Consider the following 20,675-nt stretch of genomic DNA (forward strand, 5'->3'; position numbering starts at 1 on the left):
CCCTCCAGCGCCGATGGTACTGCACTCGGGAGGGTGTGGGAGAGTAGGACACCGCCGGACAATCTTTCAGTTCAGGGCCACCCCTTTTCGGGGTGGCCCTGAACTGCGTTACGGCCCATTTTGGCGTGGCCGAGAGCCGAACCCTGCGGGGGGCCGGAGGCCGCAAGCCGGATCCCCCGGGACCGGAGCAGGGCCGATCGAGCGGCGGAATCGTTTCAGGGCAGGCCGCGGGTTCCCCGCCAGGAGCCGGGGACGCTCCGCCCGCACCACCTGCACTCCGCCCGCACCACCTGGACACCGCCCGCACCACCTGGACACCGCCCGCCTCACTTGGACACCGCCCGCCTCACTTGGGCTCGGGGCCGCACCCATCTGGACTCGGGCCGGGCCGCCAGAGCGTCAGCCTCGGGTCTGGATCTCCTCGCGCATGACGCGGAACAGCCCGCCGGAGTCGTCGACGGAGCGACCCGGGAACATCGCCATCACGACGCTGCCGTGGTCGGCCCACCCGCAGACCGCGAAGTCGCCGCCGTCGCCGCTGGTGGTGCCGCACTTCATCACGCCGCCGAAGCGCCCGGCGGGCACCTCGCGCAGCCCCGTCACCTTGCCGGTCTCGTCGGTCAGCAGGCCGAAGAGGCTGTCCAGGTCCCGCTCCGGCTGCCAGAGCAGGGTCGTCCCGCCGAAGACGAGCACCGAGCGCTTGTCGTCGGCGGGATCCCGGTAGACGGTGCCGAAGCTGCTGTCCAGGTCGATGTCGGCGGCGAACCCGCTGCGCAGGTAGTCGGAGGTGCTGCGGGCCCGGTCGCTGTCGTCGCGTACGAGGCCCGCCACCCGGTCCGGGGTGGCCAGATCGGCGTCCTTCTGCTGGGCGACCCGCCAGCCGGCCGTGCCGAGCACCGCGGCCCCCGCGAGCCCGACCACCGCCGCCACGGCCCACGCCACCCGCCGGCGCCCCGACCACGTCCCCCGCCGCTCCGGGGCGCTCTCCGGGTCCCGGTTGCTGAGCTGGATGGGCTCGTCGGTCAGGTCGATCGGTTCGGGCCCGTCGGCGACGGGGCGATCGGTGAGATGTGCGTCGGACATAGCCGACACCGTACGCGAACGGCAGGTGGCGCACGTCGGGTCCCGGGAAGCGCTCCGTAGACTTTCAGGGTGACCGAGAGACTGGATGCCCGACGCCCCGACGCCCCGACCCTTGCCGGCCAGTACCAGCCCGGCGAGGTGGAGCAGCGACGGTACGAGCAGTGGGTAGCCGCCGGCCACTTCCGGGCGTCGGCGGACAGCGACAAGCCCCCCTTCACCATCGTCATCCCGCCGCCCAACGTCACCGGCTCCCTGCACATGGGCCACGCGCTGGACCACACCGTCCAGGACGCGCTGGTGCGGCGCAAGAGGATGCAGGGCCACGAGGCGCTGTGGCTGCCGGGCATGGACCACGCCGGGATCGCCACCCAGAACGTGGTCGAGCGGCAGCTCGCCGGCCAGGGCCTGTCCCGGCACGACCTGGGCCGGGAGAAGTTCGTCGAGCGGGTGTGGCAGTGGAAGGCCGAGTCCGGCGGCGCGATCCTCGGCCAGATGCGCCGCCTCGGCGACTCCGTCGACTGGGACCGTGAGCGCTTCACCATGGACGAGGGCCTGTCCCGGGCCGTCCAGACCATGTTCAAGAAGCTCTACGACGATGGGCTGATCTACCGGGCCAACCGGATCATCAACTGGTGTCCGCGCTGCCTGACCGCGCTGTCGGACATCGAGGTGGAGCACACCGACGACGACGGCGAGCTGATCTCGATCCGGTACAGCGACGACGTCGTGGTCGCCACCACCCGGGCCGAGACGATGCTCGGTGACACCGCGGTCGCCGTCCACCCGGACGACGAGCGCTACCGGCACCTGATCGGCACCGAGGTGGCCGTGCCGTTGACCGACCGGCGGATCCCGATCGTGGCCGACGAGCACGTCGACCCGAGCTTCGGCACCGGCATGGTCAAGGTGACGCCCGCGCACGACCCGAACGACTTCGAGATCGGCCAGCGGCACGACCTGCCGTCGCTGACGATCATGGACGAGCGGGGCGTCATCACCGCGCACGGCCCGTTCCAGGGCCTGGACCGGTACGAGGCCCGCCCCGCGATCGTCGCCGCGCTGCGCGAGCAGGGCCGGATCGTCGCCGAGAAGCGGCCGTACGTGCACGCGGTGGGGCACTGCTCCCGGTGCCGGACGACCGTCGAGCCGCGGCTGTCGCTCCAGTGGTTCGTCAACACCGCCCCGCTGGCCGAGGCCGCCGGCGACGCGGTGCGCGACGGCCGGGTGAAGATCGAGCCGGCGGAGCTGGCCAAGCGGTACTTCGCCTGGGTCGACAACATGCACGACTGGTGCATCTCCCGCCAGCTCTGGTGGGGTCACCGCATTCCCGTCTGGTACGGCCCGGACGGCGAGATCGTCTGCGTCGGCCCGGACGAGGAGCCGCCGGGCGGCGAGTGCTGGCACCAGGACGAGGACGTCCTGGACACCTGGTTCTCCAGCGGCCTGTGGCCGTTCTCCACGCTCGGCTGGCCGGAGCAGACTCCCGACCTGGCGAAGTTCTACCCGACCAGTGTGCTGGTCACCGGCTACGACATCCTCTTCTTCTGGGTCGCCCGGATGATGATGTTCGGCCTGTACGCGATGGACGGCCGGCCGCCGTTCCACACGGTGGCCCTGCACGGCATGGTCCGCGACCAGCACGGCAAGAAGATGTCCAAGTCGTTCGGCAACGTGGTCGACCCGCTGGACTGGATCGACCGGTACGGCGCCGACGCCACCCGGTTCACCCTGGCCCGGGGCGCCAACCCGGGCGGGGACGTGCCGGTCAGCGAGGACTGGTGCCAGGGCTCCCGCAACTTCTGCAACAAGCTGTGGAACGCCACCCGCTTCGCGCTGCTCAACGGCGCGCACACCGAGGGGCCACTGCCGGGGGCCGACACGCTGTCGACCGTCGACCGGTGGATCCTGTCCCGGCTGGCGCACGTCACCGCCGCCGTGGACGAGCAGTTCGAGGCGTACGAGTTCGCGAAGGTCTGCGACCTGCTCTACCACTTCGCCTGGGACGACGTCTGCGACTGGTACGTGGAGCTGACCAAGCCGGTGCTCGCCGAGGGCGGCCCGGCCGCCGAGGCGACCCGCCGGGTGCTCGGGCACGTGCTGGACCAGCTGCTGCGGCTGCTGCACCCGGTGATCCCGTTCGTCACCGAGGAACTGTGGACCGCGCTCACCGGCGGCGAGACGGTGATGACTGCCGCCTGGCCGGTGGCCGACCGTACCGGAGTCGACGACGCCGCGGAGGTCGAGGTCGGCACCCTCCAGCGGGTGGTGACCGAGATCCGGCGGTTCCGCTCGGACCAGGGGCTGCGCCCGACGCAGCGGGTCGCGGCGCGGCTCGACGGCCTGGCCGCCGCCGGCATCGCCGCGCACGAGCCGCTGATCCGGTCGCTGGTGCGCCTCGACGCGGCCGGCGACGGCTTCCAGGCCAGCGCGACGCTCGCCATGCCCGGCGAGGTCAGCGTGGCCCTGGACACCCGGGGGACGATCGACGTGGCCGCCGAGCGGGCCCGGCTGACCAAGGACCGGGCCGCCGCCGAGAAGGAGGCCGCGCAGGCCCGGGCGAAGCTCGGCAACCCGGCGTTCGTCGACAAGGCGCCGGAGCCGGTGGTCGCCAAGATCCGCGACCGGCTCGCCGTCGCCGAGGCCGACCTCGTCCGCATCGACGCTGCTCTGGAGGCGCTGCCCTCGTGACCGACCGCACCGATTTCGCCGCCGTCGAGGCCGAGCTGGCCGAACGCGGGTTCACCCGCATGGCCTTCGAGCTGGACAAGATCGAGTCGCTGCTGGACCTGCTCGGCAGCCCGCAGCGGGCGTACCCGTCGATCCACCTGACCGGCACCAACGGCAAGACCTCCACGGCCCGGATGATCGACTCGCTGCTGCGGGCGTTCGGGCTGCACACCGGCCGCTACACCAGCCCGCACCTGGAGAGCGTCCGGGAGCGGATCAGCCTGGACGGCGAGCCGGTGGACGAGGGGCGGTTCGCCGCCACGTACCGGGAGATCGAGCCGCTGGCCCGACTGGTCGACGAGCGCTCGGCGGAGCCGCTGACGTACTTCGACCTGACGACCGCGCTGGCCTTCGCCGCGTTCGCCGACGCCCCGGTCGACGTGGCGGTGGTCGAGGTGGGTCTGGGCGGCGCCGAGGACGCGACCAACGTGATCCAGGCCGGGGTGTGCGTGCTCACCCCGGTCGGGCTGGACCACACCGAGTGGCTCGGCGACACCATCCAGGACATCGCACTGGCCAAGGCGGGGATCATCCACAAGGGCGCGACGGTGATCTCCGCGGCGCAGGAGGAGGAGGCCGCCGGGCCGATCCTGGAACGCTGCGCCGAGGTCGGCGCGACCATCGCCCGGGAGGGCGCCGAGTTCGGGGTGCTCCGGCGGGCCGTTGCCGTCGGCGGGCAGGTGCTCACCCTCCAGGGTCTCGGCGGCGTCTACGAGGAGGTCTTCATCCCGCTGCACGGCGCCCACCAGGCGCAGAACGCGGCGGTGGCGCTGGCGGCGGTCGAGGCGTTCCTCGGCGCCGGGGCCAAGCGGCAGCTCGACGTCGAGGCGGTCCGGGAGGGCTTCGCCACCGCCAGCTCGCCCGGCCGGCTGGAGCGCGTACGCAGCGCGCCCACGATCCTGCTCGACGGGGCGCACAACCCGCACGGGATGGCCGCCACGGTAACGGCGCTCCAGGAGGAGTTCGCCTTCAGCAAGCTGGTCGCGGTGGTCGGCGTCCTCGCCGACAAGGACGCGGCCAGCCTGCTGGAGCTGCTGGAGCCGGTGGTCGACCAGGTCGTGGTGACCACTAACAGCTCGCCGCGGGCGCTGCCGGCCCGGGAACTGGCCGAGCTGGCGGCCGAGGTCTTCGGACCGGAGCGGGTGGAGGTGGCCGAGGAGATGCCGGACGCGATCGAGACGGCGGTGGCGATGGCCGAGGAGGACGTACCGGGGGAGCTGAGTGGGGTCGGGGTGCTGGTCACGGGTTCGGTGGTGACCGTGGCCGACGCCCGTCGGCTGCTGAAGCGATGACCGGGCCGCAAAGCGCCCCCGCGGGCGACGACCGCCCGACCGGGGCACCCGACGGGCTCCCCGGCGACCTCCCCGCCGGCACGCCGGACGGCACCCCTGACGACGGCGCGGTCCGGACGGCCGCCGGCAACCCCGCAGGGCACCCGCCGCGCCGCTCCGGGCTGCGCAACCCGGAGCGGGCGGTACGGGGTCTCGGCGCCGGCACGCTCAGCCTGGAGGCGCTGGTGCTGGTGCTGGCCATCCAGCCGATCCGGATGGTCGGCGGCGACCTGGGCGGCGCCGCGATCGGGGCCGTGGTGGCGCTGGCCGTGGCGGCGGTGCTGCTCGCCGGCATGATGCGCCGGCCGTGGGCCTGGCACGCCGGCACCGCCCTGCAGGGACTGCTCATGCTGGCCGGCCTGCTGCACTGGTCGCTGCTGGTGCTGGGCGTCGTCTTCGCCCTGGTGTGGGGCTACGCCCTGCACGTGCGCCGGGTCATCCTGGGCTGACGGGTCAGGCCTCGGCGCGTTCCCGCCACTGGGTGAGGGCGATGCCGTGGCCGTCCGGGTCGCGGAACGCCGCCGCCCACACCTCCAGCTTCGTGCCCCGGTTGACCACCCGGGGGGCGTACGTGAACCGGACGCCCGTGCCGCGCAGCCGCTCGTAGGCGGAGCCGATGTCGTCGACCTCGAGGTTGACGTGCACCAGCCGGCGGCTGATCGGCGCCGCCTCGGTCACCTCGCGCAGCACCAGGCGGGTCGTCCCGGAGGAGAGGACCGCGTTGCCGGAGCCCCGGTCGACCTCGGCGAAGCCCAGGTCGCGGTAGAAGTCCAGCGAGCGGGGCAGGTCGGTGACCAGCAGGGTCAGCCCCACGCCGGCGATCGGTGCCCCGGCCTCGTCGCCGGCCGCCGCGGTCTCCCCGGCCTCGTCGTCGGCGTCGGTCGCCGGGCCCGGGCCGAAGATCGCCTCGTCCAGTTCCTCCGGGCTGATCCGGTCGTCGCGGACCCGGTCGTCGCGGACCCGGTCGCGCGGCGGGGCGGGATCGTCCAGGGGCAGGTCGAGCGGATCCGCCGGCGCGGACGGGTCGAGGCGCTCGCCGGGCGCGTCGAACCGCTCCTCGGCGGGCGGGCGGGGCGTCGGGGTGGCCCGGCGCGGCAGGGTGCCGGTGGTGGGCTGCTCGACGAGCGTGCCCTCCAGCACGACCGGCCCACCCGGACGCTGGTGCATCACGACGGGCTCGCGCTCCTCGGGCCGCCCGACCCGGTCCCCACCGAGCGGATCGCCCAGCGGATCCCCGACGGGGTCGCCCAGCGGATCGCCCACCGGCGCCCGGAAGTCGTCGCGGTAGTCGTCGCGGTAGTCGTCCCGGAAGTCGTCGTCCGGCGCCCGGTCCGCCCACGGCGGGGCCTCCTGCTGGATCAGCACGTCGTCCAGCGGCTCGGTGCCCGCGTACTCGGGCGGCAGGTCGGCCGCGACGGCGGCGGCGGTCTCCGCGTGGGTGGGCACGTCGTCCCAGAGCACCCGGACGTGGCGCTGGTCGTCCAGGGCCACCCGGATCGGCAGCGTCTGGCCCAGCGACGGCCACTTCGCCACCGGCACCCGCGGCTCGATGATCTTCTTGGACCGGGGCGGCAGCCCCGGGGCGTCGATCACCAGCTGGAGTTCGCAGCGGCCGAAGGCGTACTGGGTGGGCGGCTCGGAGGCGCTGTGCACGTGCCCTTCGCCGATCACCCAGGTGCGACCGCCCCCGCGCACCGTGGCCAGCGCGATGGCCAGCACCAGCAGGGCGACGCCGAGCGCCACGATCGCCCAGCTCGTCATGCCGAGGCCGAAGAGGACGACGAAGGTGGCCACGGTGCCCAGCACCGCGGCGATCAGCTTGCGTACCGGTGCGATGGGCCGATTCCCGCCATTCGCCACAGTGGACCTCCCGAGGGTCAAGGGCCAGGCTAGGCCGGATCGGCTGCCGGAGGAAGGACCGGCCGCCGCGCCGGTGCCGGGACCGGGTCGCTAGGCTGACCGTACCCAGCCCGACCGTCTTCCGCGCACAGGAGGAACCCAGCGTGTCCAGCAGCAGCCCCGATGAGCGCACCCTCGTACTGATCAAGCCCGACGCGGTCCGCCGCGGGCTGGTCGGCGAGGTGATCTCCCGCTTCGAGCGCAAGGGGCTGCGGATCGACGCGATGGTGTCCCGGACGATGGACGCCGCGCTGGCCGACGAGCACTACGCCGAGCACGTCGACAAGCCGTTCTACCCGCCGCTGAAGGACTTCATGACCGGCGGCCCGCTGGTGGCGCTGGTGCTCTCCGGCGACCAGGTCATCGACGTGGTGCGCGGGCTCGTCGGCGCGACCGACGGGCGTCGGGCGGCGGCCGGCACGATCCGCGGCGACCTCTCCCTGTCCAACCGCGAGAACCTGGTGCACGCCTCCGACTCGCCGGACAGCGCGAAGCGCGAGATCGCGCTCTGGTTCCCCGAGCTGGTCTGACGCACCCGCCGTCGCGGGGCCGGTGCGCGTCGCGCGCACCGGCCGCCTGCGTCGCGTCGCGGACCGTCACACGTCCGTGGGGAGGTCGGTGCGGCAGGTCACGGCGATCCGGTTCCACACGTTGATGGTGGCGATCGCCATCAGCAGGTCGGCGAGTTCCTTCTCGGACCACACCTTCGCCGCCGCGTCCCAGACGTCGTCCGGCACGCCGTGCTCGCCGAGCCGGGTCACCGCGTCGGTGAGCGCCAGCGCGGTCCGCTCCCGCTCGTCGAAGAAGGGCGCCTCCCGCCAGGTGGCGACGGCGAAGAGCCGCCGGTCCGACTCGCCCGACGCCAGCGCGTCCCGGCTGTGCATGTCGACGCAGAACGCGCAGCCGTTCAGCATCGACGCCCGCAGCTTCACCAGCGCCAGCACGGTGTGCCCGACGTTCGCCCGGACGTACTTCTCCAGCCCCAGCACGGCCTGGTACGCCTGCGGTGCCACCTCGGCCACGTTGATCCGTTGCATGACGGCCCTCCTCGGTCGGGTCTGTGTTGACACCCATCCGACGGTGCGCGCAGGCGCGGCGTGACACCGGCGGACGTGAGCCCGGTCACGCCGCCCGACGCCGAGGCTGATCGCGATCCGGGTGCGCGCCGGCGTCGGCTCGTCCCACCTGATCCGGATCACCCCGGCACCCTGGGCAACCGGTCACCGGCGGGTTTACTCGGCGGCGATCTTCGTGCGTGGTCGGGTAACCTTGGCGGTCGTAAGGCGATGACCCGGCCATCACCGGTGAGCCTCCGGAAGAACAGCCGGCTCACCCCGGCCCAGTAGAACCGGACGGGTCCGGCCCGTCACAGCCGGCCAACGAGCGGGCGGTCGATCCTGGCCGCCAAGCGGGGTGGTACCGCGGGCCTGCCCGGGGGCGCCGTCGAGGCGTACCCGAGAAGGTTCGTCCTCGCAGACCCACACGACAGTGAGCTGCGCGAGGAGAGCGACCCCCGATGGTCTATCCGTTGCACGAACCGACCGCCGCCGGCGTCCCGGCCAGCCCGGACCTGCCCGCGGTCGAGCGCCGGGTCCTGGAGCACTGGACGGCCGACAAGACCTTCGAGGCCTCCGTCGAGGCCCGGCCGGCCTCCGGCCGGCGACCGGAGACCGGAGACGCAGCCGGAGGCGGCGTCGCGGGTGACGCCGACAACGAGTACGTCTTCTACGACGGCCCGCCGTTTGCCAACGGCCTGCCGCACTACGGCCACCTCCTCACCGGGTACGTGAAGGACGTCGTGCCCCGCTACCAGACGATGCGCGGCCGGCGGGTGGAGCGGCGCTTCGGCTGGGACTGCCACGGCCTGCCCGCCGAGGTGGTCGCCGAGAAGCAGCTCGGCATCACCAGCAAGGCGGAGATCCTCGACCTCGGCGTGGCCCGGTTCAACGAGGCGTGCCGCTCCTCGGTGCTGGAGTTCACCCACGACTGGGAGCGCTACGTCACCCGGCAGGCCCGCTGGGTCGACTTCGCCAACGACTACAAGACCCTCGACCTGGACTACATGGAAAGCGTCATGTGGGCCTTCAAGACCCTGCACGACAAGGGCCTGGTCTACGAGGGCTTCCGGGTGCTGGCGTACTGCTGGCGCTGCGAGACGCCGCTGTCGAACACCGAGACCCGGATGGACGACGTCTACCGGGACCGGCACGACCCGACGCTGTCGGTCTGGTTCGCGCTGACCCCCGACGAGAGCGCGCCGGAGCTGGTGCGCGGGCCGGTGCGCCTCGGCGTCTGGACCACCACGCCGTGGACCCTGCCGTCCAACCTGGCGCTCGCCGTCGGCCCCGACATCGAGTACGCCGTGCTGGAGCGCGACGGCCAGCGGTACGTGGTCGGGGCGGCGCGGCTGGCCGCGTACGCCAAGGAGCTGGAGGGCTACGAGCAGGTCGGCACCGTCTCCGGCCGCGACCTGGCCGGGCGCCGCTACACCCCGCTGTTCGACTTCCTCGTCGAGCAGGCCGGCCCGAACGCCTACCAGGTGCTCGGCGCGGAGTTCGTCACCACCGAGGACGGCACCGGGATCGTCCACCTGGCCCCGGCCTTCGGCGAGGACGACCAGAACGTCTGCAACGCGGCCGGCATCCCCACCATCGTCACGGTCGACGACCACACCCGGTTCACCGCGCTCGTGCCGCCGTACGAGGGCGAGCAGGTCTTCGACGTCAACAAGCCGGTGATCCGGGAGCTCAAGGAGCGGGGGGTGGTGCTCAAGCAGGACACCTACACCCACTCGTACCCGCACTGCTGGCGCTGCGACACCCCGCTGGTCTACAAGGCGGTGTCGTCGTGGTTCGTCGCGGTGACGCGGTTCAAGGACCGGATGGTCGAGCTGAACCAGCAGATCAACTGGACGCCGGGGCACATCAAGGACGGCTCGTTCGGCAAGTGGCTCGCCAACGCCCGGGACTGGTCGATCAGCCGGAACCGGTTCTGGGGCTCGCCGATCCCGGTGTGGAAGTCCGACGACCCGAACCACCCGCGGGTCGACGTCTACGGCTCGCTGGAGGAGATCGAGCGGGACTTCGGCGTACGCCTGAGCGACCTGCACCGGCCGGCGGTGGACGACCTGGTCCGCCCCAACCCGGACGACCCGACGGGGAAGTCGACGATGCGCCGGGTGCCGGAGGTGCTGGACTGCTGGTTCGAGTCCGGCTCGATGCCGTTCGCCCAGGTGCACTACCCGTTCGAGAACCGCGACTGGTTCGAGCACCACTACCCGGGCGACTTCATCGTCGAGTACATCGGGCAGACCCGCGGCTGGTTCTACACCATGCACGTGCTGGCCACCGCGCTGTTCGACCGGCCGGCGTTCCGCAACTGCCTCAGCCACGGCATCCTGCTCGGCTCCGACGGGCGCAAGATGTCCAAGAGCCTGCGCAACTACCCGGACGTCTACCACGTGTTCGACTCGTACGGCTCGGACGCGATGCGCTGGATGCTGATGTCCTCGCCGGTGCTGCGCGGCGGCGACATGGCCGTGACCGAGCCGGGCATCCGCGACGCCGTCCGGCAGGTGCTGCTGCCCCTGTGGAACGTCTGGTACTTCTTCTCGCTCTACGCCAACGCCGACGGGTACACCGCGAAGCGGAACACGACCAGCACCCACCTGCTCGACCGGTACGTGCTGGCGAAGACGAACGAGCTGGTGTCGACGGTCCAGGAGCAGATGGACGCGTACGACATCTCGGGCGCCTGCGTGACCGTCCGGTCCTACCTGGACGCGCTGACCAACTGGTACGTGCGGCGCTCCCGGGACCGGTTCTGGTCGGGCGACGCCGACGCGTTCGACACGCTGTGGACGGTGCTGGAGACGCTGTGCCGGGTGGTGGCGCCGCTCGCGCCGCTGACCGCCGAGGAGATCTGGCGCGGCCTGACCGGCGAGCGGTCGGTGCACCTGACCGACTGGCCGTCCGCCGGGGAGTTCCCCGCCGACCACGACCTGGTCGCCGCGATGGACGCCACCCGGGAGGTCTGCTCGGCGGCGCTGTCGCTGCGCAAGGCCAAGGGCCTGCGGGTGCGGCTGCCGCTGTCGACGCTGACCGTGGCCTCGCCCGTCGCGGCGCAGCTGCGGCCCTTCGGTGACCTGGTCGCCGACGAGGTCAACGTGAAGGCGGTGGAGTTCACCGACGAGGTGTCGGCGTACTGCCAGCAGGTGCTGACCGTGGTGCCCCGCGCGCTCGGCCCCCGGGTCGGCAAGCAGGTGCAGCAGGTCATCAAGGCGGTCAAGGCGGGGGAGTGGGAGCTGGTCGACGGCGCCCCGGTCGCCGCGGGCGTCACCCTCGCCGAGGGCGAGTACGAGCTGCGCCTGGTCGCCGCCGACGCCGAGCACTCCGCGCCGCTGCCCGGCGGCGAGGGCGTGGTCGTGCTGGACACCGAGGTCACCCCCGAGCTGGCCGCCGAGGGGCTGGCCCGGGACGTCGTCCGGGTGGTGCAGCAGGCCCGCCGCGACGCCGACCTGGACGTCTCGGACCGGATCGTGGTGGCGTTGTCGGCCGGCGAGGAGGTGCGCGCGGCGGTGGCCGCGTACACCGACTTCGTGGCCCGCGAGGTGCTGGCCGACTCCGTCGACTTCGCCGACGGAGTGGACGGTTTCACCGGGGAGGTCGGCGAGGGCGAGCGGGTGACCGTGGCCGTCCGCAGGGTATGAGTCGGTGAGACGGGGGTGGTCCGGCGGAGTGTCGCCCGACCGCCCCCACCTGCCCCGACAGGCCTGCTCAGCAGGCGGTCGACCCGCCACCCGGGCGACGACGCGTGGACCCGTCGGTTACGGTGACACCGCCTGTTCGCACACACTCCGCCGGAGGACCAGTGCCCCTGCTCTACACCATCGGCAAGCTCACCGTGGCGCCCGCGCTCCGGCTGGCCTTCCGTCCGACCGTGGAGGGGTTGGAGCACATTCCGGACACGGGGGGCGCGATCTTCGCGGGCAACCACCTCTCGGTCGCCGACGAGCTGTTCCTCGGCACCGTGGTTCCCCGGCACCTGGCGTTCTGGGCCAAGTCGGAGTACTTCAAGGGCACCGGCCCGAAGGGCGCCCTCTCCAAGCACGTGCTCACCGGCCTGGGCGCCATCCCGGTCGAGCGGGCCGGCGGTCGGGCGGCGCTGTCCGCGTTCGACGCCGCCATCCCGGTGCTCAAGGCCGGCGACCTGGTCGCGGTCTATCCGGAAGGGACCCGGTCGCCGGACGGCCGGCTCTACCGGGGGCGCACCGGTGCGGTCCGGCTGGCGGTGGCGGCCGGCGTGCCGGTCATCCCGGTCGGCATGACCGGCACCGACAAGGCCCAGCCCATCGGCACCCGGGTGCCCCGCCCCGGCCGCGCCAAGATCACCATCCGGTTCGGCAAGCCGCTCGACTTCACCGGCCGGTCGGACGACCGCACGTCGCTGCGCGAGATGACCGACGAGGTCATGGCCGAGATCCAGAAGCTCACCGGCCAGGAGTACGTGCCCCGCTACGCCCCGCCGCGCGGGCACTCCGCCACCCCGGGCGACGCCCCGGCCTGAGCCCGGGCGCGGGGCGGCCGGAGCCGCGCCGCTGCCCCGTCGTCGCGGCGCCGAACCGGTGGAGCCGCTACTTCTGGCTCGTCGTGACCATCTGCTCCCGCAGGGTGCCGAGCAGGGTGGCGCTGTCGTCGAGGGAGAGCCGGGTGAAGACCGCGGTGGCGATGCTGCCATGGTCGACCGAGGTGCACACCACCACGTCCTGGCCGTCGGCGCGCCCCACCGCGCACCGCTGGTGCCGGCCGCGTACGCCGGTGTCGACCACCTGGGCCTCGCCGAGGGAGTACTGCCCGGTGAGCCGGGTGATCTCGTCCTCCGCGTCGGACTCCGGGGTGAACCGGAAGCCGGTGCCGCCGAAGACCGTCACCCGCTTGCCGGCGGGCGTGGCGTAGACGCCGGCGAAGGTCTTCTCGGCCAGCCAGTGCGCCTTGCGTACGTCCGCCTCCAACTGCTTGGCGGTCGCCTTGCTGGTGTTGTCGTCGCGCAGCCGCAGGTCGGCCACCTCGGCCGGCAGGCTGGCCTCGGCCGGGTACTGCGACGCCATCGGCACCCCGTAGTAGGCCGGGCAGCCGCAGCAGCAGGCCAGCATGAGCAGCAGGTACCACGGCCAGCGGCGGCGCTTGCGGGCGGGCGTCGGGGCGTACCCCCTGGGGGCCTGCTGGCCGGGTGGCGGGCCGACCGGCGGCGCCGTCGCCCGACGTTGCCTCGGCGGCGCGGGCGGCGCAGGCGGGGGTGGCGCCGGGCGGGCCGGGGCGGGCGCCCGGGAGACCGGCGGCGGGGAGACGGGATAGGCCGCGGGCGGCGGGGAGACGGGGTACGCCGACGGCGGCGGGGCGGCCGGGTACGCGACCCGCGGCGGCGCGGGACGCGGTGGCGCGGGACGCGGTGGCTCCGGCGGCGCGGGGGAGTGCACGGGTGGCGCAGGCGGCCCGGAGTACGGCCTGGGCGACGGCGCGGCGGGGTAGGGCAGCGTCGGCGAGGGCGGCGGGGGCGGCGGCAGGTCCCACCCCCCGGTGTCGGCGCCCGCCCACGGGTCGACCGGAGTGCGGTGCTCGGCGGGCTGCTCGGGCGGGGGCGCCGGCGGAGGAGCCGGCACCGGGGGGATCACGGCCGACTCGCCCCAGGCCCGCTTGCGCGGCTTCGGCGGGGGCACCGCCGCCGAACCGCTCCACCGGGGCGCGGGCGGTTCGGGCGGTAGCTCGTCGGGGGAGAACATCCGGGTGCCCTGCGGCCCCACGGCCGGTCGCTCGTCGCCGGGGAACATCCGGGTGCCCTGCGGCCCCATGGCCGGCGGGCCGTCGTCGGGCAGCAGGCGGGTGCCCTCCGGGCCGGTGCCGGCGACCCGCCCGGGCCCGGCGTCCCGGGTGCCCTCGGCCCCGGCGTCGTCGGCGTCCTGCGGCGCGGTGGCGTCGCCCGTGTCCGGCCGGTCGGCGGCGTCGCCCGAGCCGTGCGGCGCCGTGGCGTCACCCGTGTCCGGTAGCGCGGCGTCGGCCCCGGCGTCGTCCGGGTCCTGCCCGCCGTCGGTCGGCCCGGGGTCGTCGGTGGGCAGCTTACGGGTGCCCTCCGGGCCCGTGCCGCCGGCGGGGGCGGGCGTTGCGGGGGAGGTCGGGGGCTCCTCGGTGACCGCCGGATCCGGACCCTGGTCCTGACCCGGGGGGCTCCCGTCGGCCGGCCGGTCCGTGCCCGGCTGCGGCTGCGGCATCGCGGCAATCTCCTCTCGCGCCGGTCCGAGGTTAGTACCGATGCGCCAGCGGGGCGATTCCGGCCACCTCCGTCGCCGGTACCGCAAGGCCGGACGGGCGCCGCGACGTGCCGAGGGGGGCGGCGGACCGGCGACCCGGGAGCGCGGGGACCGGCGTGCGCGCGGTGGCCGCCGCCGGGCCGCGTACCCTTGGGCATCATGAGCGTCCCGTCCACCACGCCGCGCCCCGCCGCGGCCAATTCGGTCTGGCCCCGGCTCGAGCCGCTGCTGCCCCAGGTGACCAAGCCCATCCAGTACGTCGGTGGCGAGCTGGGCGCGGTGGTCAAGGACTGGGACGCGGCGGCCGTGCGCTGGGCGCTGATGTACCCCGACGCCTACGAGGTCGGCCTGCCCAACCAGGGCGTGCAGATCCTCTACGAGGTGCTCAACGAGCTGCCCGACGTGCTCGCCGAGCGGACCTACGCGGTCTGGCCGGACCTGGAGAAGCTGATGCGCGCCCACGGCGTGCCGCAGTTCACCGTCGACGCGCACCGCTCCGTGCGCGACTTCGACGTCTTCGGCGTCTCCTTCTCCACCGAGCTGGGCTACACCAACCTGCTCACCGCGATCGACCTGGCCGGCATCCCGCTGCTCGCCGCCGACCGCACCGACGCCGACCCGGTGATCGTGGCCGGCGGCCACGCCGCGTTCAACCCGGAGCCGATCGCCGACTTCGTCGACGCCGCAGTGCTCGGCGACGGCGAGGAGGCGGTCCTGGAGATCACCGGGATCGTGCGGGAATGGAAGGCCGAGGGCTCCCCGGGCGGGCGCGACGAGCTGCTGCTGCGCCTGGCCCGCACCGAGAGCGTCTACGTGCCGCGCTTCTACGACGTGGACTACCTGCCCGACGGCCGCATCCAGCGGGTCGTGCCGAACCGGGCGGACGTGCCGTTCCGGGTGCACAAGCGCACGACCATGGACCTGGACGCCTGGCCGTACCCGAAGAAGCCCCTGGTGCCGCTGGCCGAGACCGTGCACGAGCGCTACGCCGTGGAGATCTTCCGGGGCTGCACCCGGGGCTGCCGGTTCTGCCAGGCCGGGATGATCACCCGGCCGGTACGCGAGCGCTCCATCACCACCGTCGGGCAGATGGTGCGGGAGGGGCTGGAGTTCTCCGGCTTCCACGAGGTGGGCCTGCTGTCGCTGTCGTCGGCCGACCACTCCGAGATCGGCGACATGTGCTCCGGCCTGGCCCAGCAGTACGAGGGCACCAACGTCTCGCTCTCGCTGCCGTCGACCCGGGTCGACGCGTTCAACATCGACCTCGCGCAGGAGCTGTCCCGCAACGGCCGGCGCACCGGCCTGACCTTCGCCCCCGAGGGCGGGTCGGAGCGGATCCGCAAGGTCATCAACAAGATGGTGTCGAAGGAAGACCTGATCCGCACCGTCGTCACCGCGTACACGAACGGCTGGCGGCAGGTGAAGCTCTACTTCATGTGCGGCCTGCCCACCGAGACCGACGAAGACGTCCTCGAGATCGCGGACATGGCCCACGAGGTGATCCGGGCCGGCCGGGCCGCCACCGGCTCGAAGGACATCCGCTGCACGGTCTCCATCGGCGGGTTCGTGCCGAAGCCGCACACCCCGTTCCAGTGGGCGCCGATGGAGCGGCCGGAGGTCATCGACGGCCGGCTCAGGATGCTCAAGCAGGCGATCAACGCGGACCGGTCGCTCGGCCGGGCGATCGGCTTCCGCTACCACGACGGCGAGCCGTCGCTGATCGAGGGCCTGCTCAGCCGGGGTGACCGGCGGGTCGGCGCGGTGATCCGGCGGGTGTGGGAGAACGGCGGCCGGTTCGACGGCTGGAGCGAGCACTTCTCCTACCAGCGCTGGGTGGAGGCGGCGACCGAGGTGCTGCCGGCCTTCGGCGTCGACCTCGACTGGTACACCACCCGCCGGCGCGACGAGCTGGAGGTCCTGCCCTGGGACCACCTGGACTCGGGCCTGGACAAGGACTGGCTCTGGCAGGACTGGCAGGACTCGCTCAGCGAGTACGAGCAGGACGACTGCCGGTGGACCCCGTGCTTCGACTGCGGCGTCTGCCCGTCGATGGACACCGAGATCCAGATCGGCCCGACCGGGAAGAAGCTCCTCCCGCTCACCCCGATCAACGGTCTGAAGCTCCCCACCGGCGCCCAGCAGTAGCTCCGGCGCACGGCGGGCGCGCCCGCCGTGCGCCGGATTGATCATGTGGTTATCGTCAGCGGCACGCGAGTCGCGAGCAGTGCCGTCACGATCAACCGGTTCCGACACGAGGAGCACGACGATCAGTAGGAAACCACAGCCAGAGGGCGGCCAGGCACCCGTCGTGCAGCGGGTCCGGATCCGGTACGCCAAGCGCGGCCCGCTGCGCTTCACCTCGCACCGGGACTTCGCCCGGGCGTTCGAACGGGCGCTGCGCCGGGCGGGCGTGCCGATCGCCTTCTCCCAGGGCTTCACCCCGCACCCCAAGATCTCGTACGCCAGCGCGGCCCCGACGGGCGTGGCGAGCGAGGCCGAGTACCTGGAGATCGGCCTCCGCGAGCAGGTCGACCCGGCGGAACTGCGCGCCGCGCTGGACGCCGCCCTCTCGCCCGGTCTCGACGTGCTCGACGCCGTCGTGGCCGCCGGCGGGAGTCTTGCCGACCGGATCGAGGCGTCGCACTGGCGCATCGAGCTGCCCGAGGTCGACCCGGCCGTCCTGCAACGGGCGGTTTCCGCCTTCACGGCCGCCGGGGAAGTGCTGGTCGAGCGGATGACCAAGCAGGGCCGGCGCACCTTCGACGCCCGGGCGGCGGTGATCCGCATCGATGTGATCGCGTCACCGGAGACGCCTTCCGGGGCACCGGCCGTACCGTGTGCGATACTCGAACTGGTCGTGCGGCAGGTCACCCCCTCCGTGCGGCCCGATGACGTCCTTTCCGGCCTCCGCGTGGTGGCCGACCTGGAGCCGCCGGTCTCGCCGAGGGTGATCCGGCTGGCACAGGGCACGCTGACCGCGCAGGATGCGATCGCGGATCCGTTGGAAGCGGACCGCGACGGGGCAACCATCGGTGAACGCTGACCGTCGGTCGACGTTCAAGTAGGCAGACTTCGGCGGTCGCGCACCGTGCGTGCCCGGCGGAAACACTTTTGCGGCGACCCTGCGTGGCAGCGCTCACCCGCGCCCGGGGCAGCCAGAACTGGAGAACGTCCATGCTCGAGAACGAGCCCGAGGGCGGCGAACGGACCGGTTCACAGCCGGCCGATGAGACCGCTGACAACAGCACCGTCGAGAACGCCGCCGGGGCGGAGAACGCCGCCGGCACCGCCGACGCCGACGCTGGCGGGGCCGAGCAGGCCCCGGCCGCGCCGGTCCGACGGCGTACGACCCGGCGGCGGGCCACGCCGCTGAACCAGCCGGAGCAGACCGAGGTGCCGGTCGAGGCGTCGACTGCGCCCGTGCCGGGCAGCGGCGAGGCGCTCCAGGCCGAGGTGTTCGCCCCCGTCTCCGGCGACCTCGACGCCGCCCCGAAGGCGACGCGCCGCCGCCGCAAGGCCACCACCGCGAAGGCCGCCGAGGACACCACCGCGCCGCCCGCCGAGGACACCGGGCAGGCGCCCGACGTCGCCGCGGAGGCGCCGGTCGCGGCGGACCAGGCACCCGCCGAGCCGGCCGCGCCGCCGGCCAAGGCGACGCGTACCCGCCGGAAGAAGGCCGCCCCCGCCGCGGCCGAGCCGGCCGCGGAGACCCCGACCGACGTCGTCGGGCCGCCCGTCACGGCCGACCGGACCGGCACCGCGCCCGCAGAGCAGCCGCCGGCCGCCGTCAGCATCGAGCCGGAGGCCGGCACCGGGTTCGGCGCCGCCGCCCCGCCCGCCGCGGTCAGCGGCGCGGGAAGCCGTTCCGGCGAGGTCCCGCCCGGCGTGGCGGTCACCCCGCCCGCCGAGGAGGAGGAGCCGACCGAGGCCGTCGAGCCCGAGTCGGCCGTCGAGCCCGAGCCGGTTGTCGAGCCCGAGCCGGTTGTCGAGCCTGAGCCGCGCACCCGCCGCCGGCGGGCCGCGCTCTCCGCGCCCACCGTGCTGTTCATGGCCCCGCAGCCGGAGGACGTCCCGGTCGCCCGGGTCGTGGCGCCCGCTCCGGAGCCGGAGCCGGAGGAGCCCGCCGCCGAGGAGCCGGCCGAGCCGGCGCGCCGCCGCCGGCGTGGCCGTCGCGACGTCGAGGCGGTCGAGGTCGTCGAGCCCGAGGAGCCGACCGAGGAGGCCGAGGAAGCCGCCGAGGACGAAGACGAAGACGAGGACGAGAGCGCCGCGGCCCGCCGCCGGCGCCGCCGTGGCCGCCGCGGACGCGGTCGGGGCAAGGGCGGCGCGGAGGACGCCGAGGACGAGGAGTCCGAGGAGGCCGCGCAGGCCGAGGCGGAGGAGTCCGAGGGCGACGAGGACGAGGAGGCCGAGGGTGGCGACGCGCTGACCCGTCGCCGCCGTCGTCGCCGCCGCCGGGGCGCCGGTGACGTCGAGGCGGGCGCCGACGACGGCGTGCCGACCGTCGTCAAGATCCGCGAGCCGCGCAAGACCGTCGACGAGGTGCAGGGCGTCTCCGGCTCCACCCGGCTGGAGGCCAAGCGGCAGCGCCGCCGCGACGGCCGCGAGCAGCGCCGGACCCGGCCGCCGATCCTCAGCGAGTCGGAGTTCCTGGCCCGCCGGGAGGCCGTCGACCGGGTGATGGCGGTACGCCAGCGCGGCGACCGGACCCAGATCGCCGTCCTGGAGGACGGGGTGCTCGTCGAGCACTACGTCACCCGCAACTCCTCCGGCACCATGGCCGGCAACGTCTACCTCGGCAAGGTGCAGAACGTCCTGCCCAGCATGGAGGCGGCGTTCGTCGACGTCGGGCGCGGCCGCAACGCCGTCCTCTACGCCGGCGAGGTCAACTGGGACACCAGCGGCCTGGAGGGGCGGGCCCGCTCGATCGAGCAGGCGCTGCGCTCCGGCGACTCGGTGCTGGTGCAGGTCACCAAGGACCCGATCGGCCACAAGGGCGCCCGGCTGACCAGCCACATCGCGCTCTCCGGCCGGCACCTGGTCTACGTGCCCCACGGCAACGCGTCCGGCATCAGCCGCAAGCTGCCCGACACCGAGCGCAAGCGGCTGCGGGACGTGCTGAAGAAGCTGGTGCCGGACGGCGCGGGCGTGATCGTCCGGACGGCCGCCGAGGGCGCCAGCGAGGACGAGCTGGCGCGCGACGTCAAGCGGCTCCAGGCGCAGTGGGAGGACATCCAGGCCAAGGCGGCCGAGGGTGGCGCCCCGGTGTTGCTCTACGAGGAGCCGGACCTGGTCATCCGGGTCGTCCGGGACCTGTTCAACGAGGACTTCCGCGAGCTGGTGATCGAGGGCGAGCAGTCGTACGACATCGTCGAGTCGTACCTGTCGCACGTCTCGCCCGACCTGGTCGCCCGGCTGCGCCGGCACGTCGGCACCACCGACGTCTTCGCCGAGTACCGGATCGACGAGCAGATCATCAAGGGGCTGGACCGCAAGGTCTTCCTCCCCTCGGGCGGCTCGCTGGTGATCGACCGGACCGAGGCGATGACGGTCATCGACGTCAACACCGGCAAGTACACCGGCTCCGGGGGCAACCTGGAGGAGACGGTCACCCGGAACAACCTGGAGGCGGCCGAGGAGATCGTCCGCCAGCTCCGGCTGCGCGACCTCGGCGGCATCGTGGTGATCGACTTCATCGACATGGTGCTGGAGTCCAACCGTGAGCTGGTGCTGCGCCGGCTGACCGAGTGCCTGGGCCGGGACCGGACCAAGCACCAGGTCACCGAGATCACCTCGCTCGGGCTGGTGCAGATGACCCGCAAGCGGATCGGCGCGGGCCTGCTGGAGGCGTTCAGCGAGACCTGCGAGTGCTGCAAGGGTCGGGGCCTGATCATGCACACCGAGCCGGTGCCGGAGAAGCCGCGTTCCGGCGGTGGCGGCGCAGGGGAGAAGGTCAAGGCGGTCGCCTCGGCCGTGGCCGCCCCGGCGGCGGCGGAGCAGGGCGCCGGCTCGTCCCGGCGCCGGGCGCGCAAGAGCGCGCCGGCCGAGCGCACCGTGGCCGAGGTCACCGAGACCGTCGCCGACGCCGACGCCGCCCCGGAAACCGAATACCACGACACCATGGGCTACGACCTGTCCCGCTACGAGGCGGACACGGCCGCCGTCGGAGAGGTCGCCGACAGTCAGACGGGCGAGTCGGCCCGGCTGGCCGCCCCGGACGACCCGGACGCGCTCTCCGACGCCGACGGCGACGAGTCGGAGGGGGGCTCCGGTCGGCGCCGGTCCCGCCGCAGCGGCGCGCGGCGGCGTACCCGGCCGTGACCGGCTGACCG

13 protein-coding genes are annotated in these 20,675 nt (G+C 73.6%); 9 read left to right on the forward strand and 4 right to left on the reverse strand.

Features of this window, described 5'->3' with window-relative positions:
* Positions 1-399 precede the first annotated feature (399 nt).
* Positions 400-1,083: a hypothetical protein gene (locus tag ACPXCB_RS26785; RefSeq protein ID WP_425878493.1), complete on the reverse strand. Its 684-nt coding sequence runs from the start codon at positions 1,081-1,083 to the stop codon at positions 400-402.
* 69 nt (positions 1,084-1,152) lie between these two features.
* Here ACPXCB_RS26785 and ACPXCB_RS26790 point away from each other — a divergent pair, with 69 nt between their 5' ends.
* Genes ACPXCB_RS26790 through ACPXCB_RS26800 form a run of 3 tightly spaced genes read left to right on the forward strand, consistent with a single transcriptional unit; the run spans position 1,153 to position 5,590 of the window.
* A complete protein-coding gene (locus tag ACPXCB_RS26790; protein ID WP_425878495.1) occupies positions 1,153-3,771 on the forward strand; it encodes a valine--tRNA ligase in 2,619 nt (872 codons plus the stop codon).
* A complete protein-coding gene (locus ACPXCB_RS26795; RefSeq protein ID WP_425878496.1) occupies positions 3,768-5,102 on the forward strand; it encodes a bifunctional folylpolyglutamate synthase/dihydrofolate synthase in 1,335 nt (444 codons plus the stop codon). The genes ACPXCB_RS26790 and ACPXCB_RS26795 overlap by 4 nt, the downstream gene beginning before the upstream one ends.
* On the forward strand, positions 5,099-5,590 hold the full coding sequence (locus tag ACPXCB_RS26800) for a DUF4233 domain-containing protein (RefSeq protein ID WP_425878497.1): 492 nt from the start codon (positions 5,099-5,101) through the stop codon (positions 5,588-5,590). Before ACPXCB_RS26795 ends, ACPXCB_RS26800 begins: the two co-directional genes overlap by 4 nt.
* Positions 5,591-5,594: 4 nt before the next feature.
* Here ACPXCB_RS26800 and ACPXCB_RS26805 read toward each other — a convergent pair whose 3' ends face one another.
* Positions 5,595-7,001, reverse strand: coding sequence for a VOC family protein (locus tag ACPXCB_RS26805; RefSeq protein ID WP_425878499.1), 1,407 nt, complete (start codon positions 6,999-7,001; stop codon positions 5,595-5,597).
* Positions 7,002-7,144: 143 nt separating this feature from the next.
* Here ACPXCB_RS26805 and ndk point away from each other — a divergent pair, with 143 nt between their 5' ends.
* A complete protein-coding gene (gene ndk / locus ACPXCB_RS26810) occupies positions 7,145-7,570 on the forward strand; it encodes a nucleoside-diphosphate kinase (RefSeq protein WP_132240451.1) in 426 nt (141 codons plus the stop codon).
* A gap of 66 nt (positions 7,571-7,636) precedes the next feature.
* Here the strand turns inward: ndk and ACPXCB_RS26815 are convergent, their stop codons facing one another.
* Positions 7,637-8,077, reverse strand: a complete 441-nt coding sequence (locus ACPXCB_RS26815; RefSeq protein ID WP_425878501.1) for a carboxymuconolactone decarboxylase family protein — start codon at positions 8,075-8,077, stop codon at positions 7,637-7,639.
* Between the two features lie 479 nt (positions 8,078-8,556).
* Between ACPXCB_RS26815 and ileS the strand changes: the two genes are divergently transcribed.
* Complete coding sequence (gene ileS, locus ACPXCB_RS26820; protein ID WP_425878502.1) at positions 8,557-11,748, forward strand: isoleucine--tRNA ligase; 3,192 nt, start codon at positions 8,557-8,559, stop codon at positions 11,746-11,748.
* A 161-nt stretch (positions 11,749-11,909) separates the two neighbouring features.
* Positions 11,910-12,605 (forward strand): lysophospholipid acyltransferase family protein, encoded by a 696-nt coding sequence (locus tag ACPXCB_RS26825; protein ID WP_421453384.1) that lies wholly within the window; start codon positions 11,910-11,912, stop codon positions 12,603-12,605.
* A gap of 67 nt (positions 12,606-12,672) precedes the next feature.
* Here ACPXCB_RS26825 and ACPXCB_RS26830 read toward each other — a convergent pair whose 3' ends face one another.
* Positions 12,673-13,866, reverse strand: coding sequence for a hypothetical protein (locus ACPXCB_RS26830; RefSeq protein ID WP_425878605.1), 1,194 nt, complete (start codon positions 13,864-13,866; stop codon positions 12,673-12,675).
* Positions 13,867-14,502: 636 nt separating this feature from the next.
* On the opposite strand from ACPXCB_RS26830, the gene ACPXCB_RS26835 reads away from it, so the two are divergent.
* The 3 genes from ACPXCB_RS26835 to ACPXCB_RS26845 all read left to right on the forward strand — a co-directional run bounded on the left by ACPXCB_RS26835 (position 14,503) and on the right by ACPXCB_RS26845 (position 20,664).
* Positions 14,503-16,488: a TIGR03960 family B12-binding radical SAM protein gene (locus ACPXCB_RS26835; RefSeq protein ID WP_425878504.1), complete on the forward strand. Its 1,986-nt coding sequence runs from the start codon at positions 14,503-14,505 to the stop codon at positions 16,486-16,488.
* 163 nt (positions 16,489-16,651) lie between these two features.
* Positions 16,652-17,386, forward strand: coding sequence for a TIGR03936 family radical SAM-associated protein (locus ACPXCB_RS26840; RefSeq protein WP_425878505.1), 735 nt, complete (start codon positions 16,652-16,654; stop codon positions 17,384-17,386).
* Between the two features lie 131 nt (positions 17,387-17,517).
* A complete protein-coding gene (locus tag ACPXCB_RS26845; protein WP_425878507.1) occupies positions 17,518-20,664 on the forward strand; it encodes an Rne/Rng family ribonuclease in 3,147 nt (1,048 codons plus the stop codon).
* Positions 20,665-20,675: the final 11 nt, after the last annotated feature.

The organism is Micromonospora sp. DT62, from assembly GCF_049847285.1.
GTDB classification, from domain to species: Bacteria; Actinomycetota; Actinomycetes; order Mycobacteriales; family Micromonosporaceae; genus Micromonospora; species Micromonospora reichwaldensis.

What these genes read in the sequence shown, in the direction of transcription:
- ACPXCB_RS26845 (WP_425878507.1), top strand. Translation starts at nt 17,518, where the DNA reads ATGCTCGAGAACGAGCCCGAGGGCGGCGAACGGACCGGTTCACAGCCG.
- ACPXCB_RS26815 (WP_425878501.1), bottom strand. Translation starts at nt 8,077, where the DNA reads ATGCAACGGATCAACGTGGCCGAGGTGGCACCGCAGGCGTACCAGGCC.
- ACPXCB_RS26785 (WP_425878493.1), bottom strand. Translation starts at nt 1,083, where the DNA reads ATGTCCGACGCACATCTCACCGATCGCCCCGTCGCCGACGGGCCCGAA.
- ileS (WP_425878502.1), top strand. Translation starts at nt 8,557, where the DNA reads ATGGTCTATCCGTTGCACGAACCGACCGCCGCCGGCGTCCCGGCCAGC.
- ACPXCB_RS26835 (WP_425878504.1), top strand. Translation starts at nt 14,503, where the DNA reads ATGAGCGTCCCGTCCACCACGCCGCGCCCCGCCGCGGCCAATTCGGTC.
- ACPXCB_RS26800 (WP_425878497.1), top strand. Translation starts at nt 5,099, where the DNA reads ATGACCGGGCCGCAAAGCGCCCCCGCGGGCGACGACCGCCCGACCGGG.
- ACPXCB_RS26830 (WP_425878605.1), bottom strand. Translation starts at nt 13,866, where the DNA reads ATGTTCCCCGGCGACGAGCGACCGGCCGTGGGGCCGCAGGGCACCCGG.